This window comes from Acinetobacter sp. TUM15064 (assembly GCF_008980265.1).
In the GTDB taxonomy this organism is placed as follows: Bacteria; Pseudomonadota; Gammaproteobacteria; order Pseudomonadales; family Moraxellaceae; genus Acinetobacter.
The window spans coordinates 37,031-46,242 of record NZ_BKFU01000026.1; the positions used below are offsets into that span (position 1 = coordinate 37,031).

A 9,212-nucleotide genomic window follows, 5' to 3' on the forward strand; every position below is an offset into this window, starting at 1 on the left:
TCATGCCATTTTCTTGCTCAGGCTTAAAATTGTTTTTCTTTGGTTTATTAAACCATCTCAATTTAGCTTTCTGTACCTTTAGATTACTTTAAAAGTGTTCTTATGGGCTGAAAATGACTATTTCCATCTGAAATGTTAATAAACGTAACTGTCATATTTATCAATGAAGCATGTAAATAATGAAAAGTCATTCACGTATATATGGGGCAGGTACAGACTCGCCATAATACTGACGGTCAGCAAAATAACTTGATCTCACTAATGGCGCACTCCAAATGTTTTTAAACGCCAAGCGCTCTCCATGAGTTTGATAATGCTTAAACTCTTGTAATGTAACAAAGCGATGAATTGGCGCGTGAGACTTGGATGGCTGTAAGTATTGACCAATTGTGACATAGTCAACTTGATAATCTTTCAAATCATTTAACAACACGATAACCTCAGCCTCAACCTCTCCCAAACCGACCATCAAACCACATTTGGTTGGGATATCTGGACAGTAGTGTTTAAATTTCTGGAGTAAATCCAACGAGTGCTGATAGTTAGATCCCGGTCGCATGGCTTTATATAGACGTGGAACGGTTTCAATATTGTGGTTAAAGACATCCGGTGGGTTTTGGCTCAGAATCTTAAGGGCAATATCTGCACGACCACGAAAATCAGGAACTAAAATTTCGATCAAAGTCTCTGGACTGGTTTGACGAATTTCTCGAATACAATCAGCAAAATGCTGTGCACCACCATCTTTTAAGTCGTCTCGATCAACAGAAGTAATCACGACATACTTTAAGTTTAGATTCTTGACTGTTTCAGCCAGATGCTTGGGCTCATTAAGATCCAATACATTTGGTCGACCGTGAGCAACATCACAAAAAGGACAACGTCGGGTACAAATATCTCCCATGATCATAAACGTTGCAGTTCCACCGCTAAAGCATTGAGGCAAATTAGGGCAAGCCGCTTCTTCACAAACGGTATGTAGTTTTTGTTGTCGTAGTAAATCCTTGATGATTTGTACTTCTTCTGGTTGACTGATTTTAGTACGAATCCATTCTGGTTTTTTGGGCGCCGTTTCTGTCGGAATAACTTTAATCGGAATACGTGCCATTTTTTCAGCGCCACGTAACTTCTTTCCTGTTAATACTGTGTTATTTAAATCCATTTTAAACACTCCATTATTTAAATTAATTTATATAGAATTTCATATTAAATAAGCTCTTTCAGTTGCGACAATAATATTAAAATAGTGCAAAAAACTTATCATATAAAACAAAGGTTGGTTAAAGGTTTGTTTTTATATGTGATTGAACTATTGTAAAATTTTACAAAAAAATTTAATCCCATAACTTTTTGTTTTTCATATTTATCTTATCTTTTTATGCATTATATTTTTTTAGTCTAATATTAAATTGAATAAGAATATCTTTATATAAATATACGGTTTAAAAATCCAACCCTTCATTTTTGGATTTTCTTTTAAGCGTAGTTAATAAGGAACAAAGATATGCAATTAACGGAAGAGCAATTGCTAGCAGCATACAAAAGAATGCGCGACATTCGTGAATTTGAGGATCGACTTCACGATGAAAACAATACTGGTGATATTCCCGGTTTCATCCATTTATATAGCGGTGAGGAAGCTGTTGCAGTCGGGATTTGTGAAAATTTAACAGATAAGGACTTCATTACATCAACGCATCGTGGGCATGGTCATTGTATTGCTAAGGGCTGTGACATTCACGCCATGATGCTAGAAATTTTTGGTAAAGATGATGGTTTGTGTCGTGGTAAAGGCGGCTCAATGCACATTGCGGACTTAGATAAAGGCATGCTCGGTGCAAACGGTATTGTGGGTGGTGGCCCACCTTTAGCGATTGGGGCTGCTTTAAGCGCCAAAACACTCAAGAATGGTGGGATTGGTCTGTCATTTACGGGGGATGGTGGGTCAAATCAGGGCTTAACTTTTGAAGCCATTAATATGGCTGTGGTGTTAAAGCTCCCTGTCATTTTTGTTTTTGAAAATAACGGTTTTGGTGAAGGTACTGCACATGATTATGCCGTAGGCAGTAAAGATATTGCAGGTCGAGCAGCAGGTTTTGGCTTACCTGCTGAAAAGGTAGACGGAACAGACTTTTTTGCTGTGTATGAAGTTGCACAAAAAGCCATTGAACGTGCCCGCCGTGGTGAAGGTCCAAGTGTGATTGAAACTGTAACCAACCGTTTTTATGGACATTTTGAAGGTGATCCGGGACTTATCCGTTCCAAAGAAGAACTGGATTATGTCAAAGAGCATAAAGATCCATTGAAGATATTCCGTGAAAAAGTCAAAGGCAAAATTGAGGAAGCCAAACTGGATGCAATTGATGCCCAGTCTAAAGCCAATGTAGACGATGCCGTTGCAAAAGCACGTGCAGCTAAATACCCAGAAGTCTCTCAGCTACTTACTGATGTTTACGTCTCTTACTAAAGGAATAGTAGAAAAATGCCAAATAAAAGTTATCGAAATGCGATTAAAGAAGCAATTGAATTAGAAATGCGCCGAGACCCAAGTGTCATTGTGGTCGGTGAAGATGTTCGTGGTGGGCATGGTGGTAAAAATACCGATGACAATAAACTAGAAGGTTTTGGTGGTGTACTTGGTGTAACCAAAGGCTTATGGACTGAATTTGGTTCTGAACGAGTCATTGATACTCCAATTACAGAGTCGGCGATTATTGGTATGGCGGCAGGTGCTGCTGCAACGGGTTTAAGACCTGTGGCTGATTTAATGTTTATGGATTTTTACGGCGTTTGTTATGACATGTTGTATAACCAAGCGGCTAAATTCCGCTACATGTTTGGTGGCAAAGCTAAAGCACCACTCGTCGTGCGAGGCATGATCGGTGCAGGATTTTCTGCCGCAGCGCAGCACTCCCAGTCTCCATATAACGTGTTTGCCTCAGTGCCAGGCTTAAAAGTGGTGGTGCCTTCTAGTGCTTACGATGTCAAAGGATTGTTAATTCAAGCCATTCGAGATGACGACCCAGTGGTCTTTTGTGAACACAAGTTGCTGTACGACATTAAGGGCGAAGTGCCAGATGAGGCCTACACCATTCCTTTTGGTGTCGCAAATTACACTCGTGAAGGCACTGATATTACCATTATTGCTTTAAGTTTGATGGTGCATCGTGCCAATGAAGTCGCTGATAAGCTCGCAAAAGAAGGCATTTCGGTTGAAGTGGTTGACCCTCGAACCATTTCTCCATTAGATGAAGACGGTATTTTAGAGTCAGTGGCTTCAACAGGCCGCGTGGTGATTGTAGATGAATCAGCAGCACGTTGTGGTTTCGGACATGATGTGGCTGCGCTTATTGCCCAGAAAGGCTTTCATTATCTTAAAGCACCAATCGAATTAGTCACACCGCCGCACTCACCCGTACCATTTTCACCAGTATTAGAAAAAGAATGGCTACCCAGTGTAGAACGCATCGAACAGGCTGTACGTAAGACGTTGGAGGCTTAGGATGAGCGAAATTAAAACCTTAGAAATCCCAAAATGGGGTTTGTCCATGGAAGAGGGCACGATTGCCCAATGGCTGATTCAGGAAGGTACGCAATTTAGTAAAGGACAGGAAATCTGTGAAATTGAAACCACAAAAATCGTCAATGTATTGGAGGCACCTTTTGATGGCTTGCTACGAAAAATTATTGCTAAAGATGGTGACACCCTTGTTGTAGGTGGAGTCATTGCAATTTGTGCAGACGCTCAAGTTTCCGATGCAGAAGTTGCAGCATTTGCACAGTCCTTAGGTGGAACACCTGCTGTAACTGAACATAAAGCGGTAGCAGCGGTTCCTGAAAAAGTAGCTGCGGCTCAAGTTGAAACCAAAGTACAAGCTACGCCTAAACAGAACAGTGTTGGTCATGCATCAAAAGTTGTGGCTCAGGGTGGATATTCAATTCCTGCTACGTTACAAGGCTTCCAACAAAGCGATGATATTTTTGCAACGCCACATGCCTTGAAATTGGCTGAAAAGCATAATGTGAACTTGGCTAAGATTACGGGTTCTGGACGTGAAAGCCGTATCAGTGTTCAAGATATTCAGGCCGCGGTTCAAGCTGCTGGTGGTTCTTGGCCAGATGTGCGTCATCAAGCCAGTACGAAAGCCGCGAAATCTAAAGTAGATGACAGTTATGTTCTAGCGACACCTGTAGCCCGCCGTTTGGCAAAACAATGGGGCATTAATTTACATGATTGTCGTACATCGGGTTCACGTGGACGAATCTGTAAGGAGGATGTTGAAGCAGTCTATCAACGTGAAAACCCTGTACAAGCTCAACATGCTGAGCATGGGCATCCAACAGAGTCAGCAAAATTCACCACCGTGGCTATGAATGGTATGCGTAAAGCAATCGCTGCACGGCTACAAGCAGCAAAACGCAATGCACCACATTTTCGCTTAACGATAGACTTAAATGTTGAGTCAGTTCAGGCTTTGCGTCAGCAAATTAACAGTACCGTACCGCAAGTCAAACTCTCCGTTAACGATATGCTGATTAAAGCTGCTGCTGCTGCACTGATCAAAGTTCCACAGGTCAATGTTCAGTTTGATGAAGAAAATCAGCAAATTTTACAGTTTGAACAGGCTGATATTTCGGTTGCTGTGGCCATTGAAAACGGACTGATCACGCCAATTATCAAAGCAGCGAACCGTAAATCTTTGGCGCAAATTTCCAATGATATGCGTGATCTGGCGACACGTGCCAAAACTGGAAAATTAGCACCTGATGAGTTTCAAGGCGGCAGTTTCAGCATTTCCAATTTGGGAATGCTTGGTATTCAACAGTTTGATGCCATTATTAACCCACCTCAAGGTGCAATTTTGGCCCTAGGTGCAGCAGAGAAACGTGCGGTCGTCGAAAATGATGAGATTGTTGTTCGTCAAATGGTGACAGCAACATTGTCTTGTGATCATCGTGTCATTGATGGTGCGTTGGGTGCTCAATTCCTTTCGGCATTTAAGCAGTTTGTCGAAAATCCTGCATTAATTTTGGTGTAGGAGGAATAGCCATGTCAGATACACAATTTGATCTTGTGGTTATTGGTGCTGGTCCTGGAGGATATGTCGCTGCGATTCGCGCAGCGCAACTGGGATTAAAAACAGCAATCGTTGAAAAACAACACTTAGGTGGAGTATGTCTTAATTGGGGATGTATTCCAACCAAGGCATTATTGAGCGGGGCTGCGCTTGCGCAGCAATTCAAACATGCAGAGCAGTTTGGCTTTACGCTTAACGCGGTTGATTTTGACATTCAAAAACTGGTCCGTCATAGCAGACAGGTTTCTGAGCAACTGGTGCAAGGTATCGGGCAATTATTGAAAAAGAATCAAATCACTGTTTTTAATGCAACAGCCCAATTTATTGCCAAAGAGCAATTAGAACTTACTGATGCAAATGGTCAAAAACAGCAGATTTCTGCACCGCATATTATTGTCGCAACAGGTGCACGTGCGGCCAATTTGCCTCATATTTCTGTAGATGGTGATCAGGTCTGGAGTTATAAAGAAGCCTTAGTTCCAGAACAATTACCAAAATCTTTACTGGTCATTGGTTCGGGTGCTATAGGCAGTGAGTTTGCAAGCCTATACCAAGACTTAGGTTGCCAAGTCGCCTTGGTTGATATAGCCAAGCAGATTCTCCCTAGCGAAGACATTGAAGTTGCCAAGTATGTGCAAAAGCAATTTGAACAGCAGGGTATGCAGGTTTTAACCGAAGCGACCGTAAAAAAAATAGAAACTGATCAGGCTCAAGTACATTGTCATATTGAAACGGCCACAGGTATGCAAATCATTAGCGTTGAAAAAGTGCTTTCAGCTATTGGCGTGAAACCGAATGCTGAAAATCTGGGCCTAGACGCTTTGGGTGTTGAATTTGAGAATGGTTTTATCAAAGTTGACTCATGGTGTAAAACCAATGTTGTGGGTGTTTATGCAATTGGCGATGTCGCAGGCGCCCCCTGTTTGGCACACAAAGCCAGTCATGAAGCCATTCTTTGTGTGGAGAAAATTGCGGGGCTAAGTCATGTACATGCTTTAGATCGTACACAAATTCCGGGCTGTATTTTTACCCATCCGCAAGTGGCTAGTATTGGTTTGACAGAACAGAAAGCGAAAGCTGCGGGCTTGAATATCAATGTGGGTAAGTTCCCTTTACAAGCCAATGGCAAGGCATTGGCTTTGGGCGATAGCGCAGGATTTGTTAAAACCATTTTTAGTCAGGAAACGGGTGAATTGTTAGGTGCTCACATGGTCGGACATGAAGTCACCGAACACATCCAAGGTTTTGCCATCGCAAAATACCTAGAAGCTACGGATGAAAGCTTAGCACAGGTCATTTTCCCTCATCCTACTTTATCTGAGGCGATGCATGAGTCGGTCTTGTCGGCAATGCAACGTGCCATTCATATTTAAGGAGTCGCAACATGCCTAGGGGTTTAAACAATAAAGTTGCATTAATTACGGGTGCAGCACAAGGAATTGGACGTGGTATTGCCTTACGTTTAGCGCAAGAACGTGTTCATATTGCTTTGGTCGATCTTCATCAAGAAAAGTTAAATGTTGTTCAAAAAGAGGTTGAAGCCTTTGGCGTAAAAGCCACTACATTTATTGCGGATATTTCAGATCCAATACAAGTCAGTCATGCAATTGATCATACCGAATCGGCACTTAATGGCTTTGATATCATGATCAATAATGCAGGGATTGCACAAGTCAAAGCTTTAGCAGAAGTAACACCGAATGAATTTAACCAAATCATGAACATCAATGTCGGTGGTGTACTTTGGGGGATTCAAGCCGCAGCAAATAAATTTAAACAACGCCAACAGGCGGGAAAAATTATTAATGCCTGCTCAATTGCAGGTCATGAAGGTTTTGCTTTACTCGGTGTTTATTCGGCAACTAAATTTGCAGTTCGTGCATTGACGCAAGCAGCGGCTAAAGAATATGCCAGTGCTGAAATTACTGTAAATAGTTATTGTCCGGGTGTTGTTGGTACAGATATGTGGGTCGAAATAGATCAGCGGTTCTCTGAAATTACAGGTGCACCAATTGGTCAAACGTATAAAAAATATGTAGATGGTATTGCTTTAGGACGTGCTGAAACACCAGATGACGTGGCTGCATTAGTTGCATTTTTAGCCAGTGAGGATGCAAACTACATTACAGGTCAGTCTATTTTGACAGATGGTGGAATGGTTTACCGTTAATATCAACATAAGGAATACAGAATGAAAGCAGCTCGTTTTTATGATCGAGGGGATATTCGAATTGAAGATATCCCTGAACCGAAAGTACTTCCAGGCACAGTGGGAATTCAAGTTGCATGGTGCGGTATTTGCGGTACAGATTTACATGAATTCATGGAAGGCCCTATTTTTATTCCACCTTGTGGTCATCCACACCCAATTTCGGGAGAATCTGCACCTGTAACAATGGGACATGAATTTTCAGGCGTGGTTTATGCAGTTGGTGAGGGTGTAGATGATATCCAAATTGGGCAACATGTCGTCGTTGAACCCTACATTATTGCTGACAATGTGCCGACTGGGCCGAATGATAAATATCATTTATCAAAAAATATGAACTTTATTGGTTTAGGCGGACGCGGCGGCGGTCTTTCTGAAAAAATTGCGGTGCAGCGCCGTTGGGTACATCCTATTTCAAATGATATTCCCTTAGACCAAGCAGCATTGATAGAACCTTTGTCCGTTGGTCATCATGCCTATGTACGAAGTGGTGCAAAAGCTGGTGATATCGCACTGGTTGGTGGAGCAGGCCCAATAGGTTTACTCTTATCAGCCATTTTAAAGGCCAAAGGTCTCACGGTCATCATTACTGAATTGAGTGCAAAACGTAAAGAAAAAGCGATAGAGGCTGGGGTTGCAGATTATGTGCTAGATCCATCTAAGGTTGATGTGGTCGCTGAAGTGATGAAAATTACGGAAGACCGTGGTGTTGATGTCGCTTTTGAATGTAGTAGTGTTAATAAAGTGATGGATACACTGGTGGCAGCGATGAAACCAACAGGGGTGGTCGTCATTGTTTCTATTTGGAGCCATCCTGCCACAATTAATGTGCATAGTGTGGTGATGAAAGAGCTAGATATTCGTGGCACGATTGCTTATGTCAATGATCATCAGGAAACAATCTGTTTAGTCGAGCAAGGTAAGATTAATCTAGAACCTTTTATTACCCAACGTATTGCATTAGATGATCTTGTATCTAAAGGCTTTGAAACACTAATTCACAATAATGAGTCTGCTGTAAAAATTATTGTTCATCCGTAGTTAGGCTTCGATACAACTTTATGTAATACATAGTGACAGAGAATGAGTCTGTATATGCAGACTCATTCTAATATTTGTATCAATAATTTCTCCAAATTTTAAATGACACTTGAAGCACATTTACAAAACAGTCAACTATGACAGATCAAAGGGTGTTTTAACCAAGGCTGACTATGTGTACATGCGCGATCTACTGGAGAACGTGCTAGAACAACTGCAAAATTCAGAATTAGACAACGATAGAGAAATAGATCAGCTCAAACAGTTTTTTATAAAACTCGATCATCACATTGATCGGTTGCGCGCGTAGATTTCGGCATAACGTATATTATGTTCATTAGGATACTCAGCAACGTGAATATAATTTTACAGATTCACGTTGCTGAGCTGTAGCACCAACTGCGTTGCGTAGGCTACAGTCTTAGATATTCTATTTAACATAATATACATTATACGAACTAAGTGTAATAATAATTCTGTTGTCTATATAACATCATTACGTAGGTAAAAAATTATTAAAGTGTACTTTTATGTGTTGTTTAAAAAATATTGAGGTTAAATATTAGCTACGATAAAGATATGCACTTGGTCAATGGTTCTATATGGTTCAGCCAAAGTGCTTAATTGTGGTAGCCGAAGTCCACTGATTTCTCTAGATCTTGATTTTTTTCAATAAAAAAGAAATTACACTTCAATCATGATTTAAAAACTGAAATCGGTCGTGTGTTCATGATCATTGAATGACAGCTTAGTGAGCTTACTCTTTTCAACTTTTAATACGTTGGCGTGTTCCATATATCCTCATGTAGATTTTTTACTATATATGTGTAAATTTAGCTACTTATAAGTGGATTATTAATTAATCACCATTTACTAGAGGATAC

The 9,212-nt window shown here is 41.0% G+C and carries 7 protein-coding genes; 6 read left to right on the forward strand and 1 reads right to left on the reverse strand.

The features are described from left to right. Nucleotides 1-187 precede the first annotated feature (187 nt). Entirely contained in the window at nucleotides 188-1,162 is a 975-nt protein-coding gene (gene lipA / locus GBI16_RS09705) for a lipoyl synthase (RefSeq protein WP_151706996.1), read from the reverse strand. 342 nt (nucleotides 1,163-1,504) lie between these two features. Between lipA and GBI16_RS09710 the strand changes: the two genes are divergently transcribed. The 6 genes from GBI16_RS09710 to GBI16_RS09735 are packed head-to-tail and all read left to right on the forward strand — an operon-like array spanning nucleotide 1,505 to nucleotide 8,328. Next, nucleotides 1,505-2,467 (forward strand): thiamine pyrophosphate-dependent dehydrogenase E1 component subunit alpha, encoded by a 963-nt coding sequence (locus GBI16_RS09710; protein ID WP_005237630.1) that lies wholly within the window; start codon nucleotides 1,505-1,507, stop codon nucleotides 2,465-2,467. 15 nt (nucleotides 2,468-2,482) lie between these two features. After that, nucleotides 2,483-3,502, forward strand: a complete 1,020-nt coding sequence (locus tag GBI16_RS09715) for an alpha-ketoacid dehydrogenase subunit beta (protein WP_004979604.1) — start codon at nucleotides 2,483-2,485, stop codon at nucleotides 3,500-3,502. A gap of 1 nt (nucleotide 3,503) precedes the next feature. Beyond that, complete coding sequence (locus GBI16_RS09720) at nucleotides 3,504-5,039, forward strand: 2-oxo acid dehydrogenase subunit E2 (protein WP_086210528.1); 1,536 nt, start codon at nucleotides 3,504-3,506, stop codon at nucleotides 5,037-5,039. A gap of 11 nt (nucleotides 5,040-5,050) precedes the next feature. Continuing rightward, the gene (gene lpdA / locus GBI16_RS09725; RefSeq protein ID WP_086210529.1) at nucleotides 5,051-6,451 is read left to right on the forward strand and encodes a dihydrolipoyl dehydrogenase; all 1,401 of its coding nucleotides are present in this window, start codon (nucleotides 5,051-5,053) and stop codon (nucleotides 6,449-6,451) included. Nucleotides 6,452-6,462: 11 nt separating this feature from the next. Then, nucleotides 6,463-7,248 carry an acetoin reductase gene (locus GBI16_RS09730; RefSeq protein ID WP_086210530.1) on the forward strand — a complete coding sequence of 262 codons (786 nt, stop codon included), beginning with the start codon at nucleotides 6,463-6,465 and terminating at the stop codon, nucleotides 7,246-7,248. Between the two features lie 21 nt (nucleotides 7,249-7,269). Continuing rightward, on the forward strand, nucleotides 7,270-8,328 hold the full coding sequence (locus GBI16_RS09735; RefSeq protein ID WP_151706997.1) for a 2,3-butanediol dehydrogenase: 1,059 nt from the start codon (nucleotides 7,270-7,272) through the stop codon (nucleotides 8,326-8,328). Nucleotides 8,329-9,212 lie beyond the last annotated feature (884 nt).

What these genes read in the sequence shown, in the direction of transcription:
- GBI16_RS09720 (WP_086210528.1), top strand. Translation starts at nt 3,504, where the DNA reads ATGAGCGAAATTAAAACCTTAGAAATCCCAAAATGGGGTTTGTCCATG.
- lipA (WP_151706996.1), bottom strand. Translation starts at nt 1,162, where the DNA reads ATGGATTTAAATAACACAGTATTAACAGGAAAGAAGTTACGTGGCGCT.
- GBI16_RS09730 (WP_086210530.1), top strand. Translation starts at nt 6,463, where the DNA reads ATGCCTAGGGGTTTAAACAATAAAGTTGCATTAATTACGGGTGCAGCA.
- GBI16_RS09735 (WP_151706997.1), top strand. Translation starts at nt 7,270, where the DNA reads ATGAAAGCAGCTCGTTTTTATGATCGAGGGGATATTCGAATTGAAGAT.
- GBI16_RS09710 (WP_005237630.1), top strand. Translation starts at nt 1,505, where the DNA reads ATGCAATTAACGGAAGAGCAATTGCTAGCAGCATACAAAAGAATGCGC.
- lpdA (WP_086210529.1), top strand. Translation starts at nt 5,051, where the DNA reads ATGTCAGATACACAATTTGATCTTGTGGTTATTGGTGCTGGTCCTGGA.
- GBI16_RS09715 (WP_004979604.1), top strand. Translation starts at nt 2,483, where the DNA reads ATGCCAAATAAAAGTTATCGAAATGCGATTAAAGAAGCAATTGAATTA.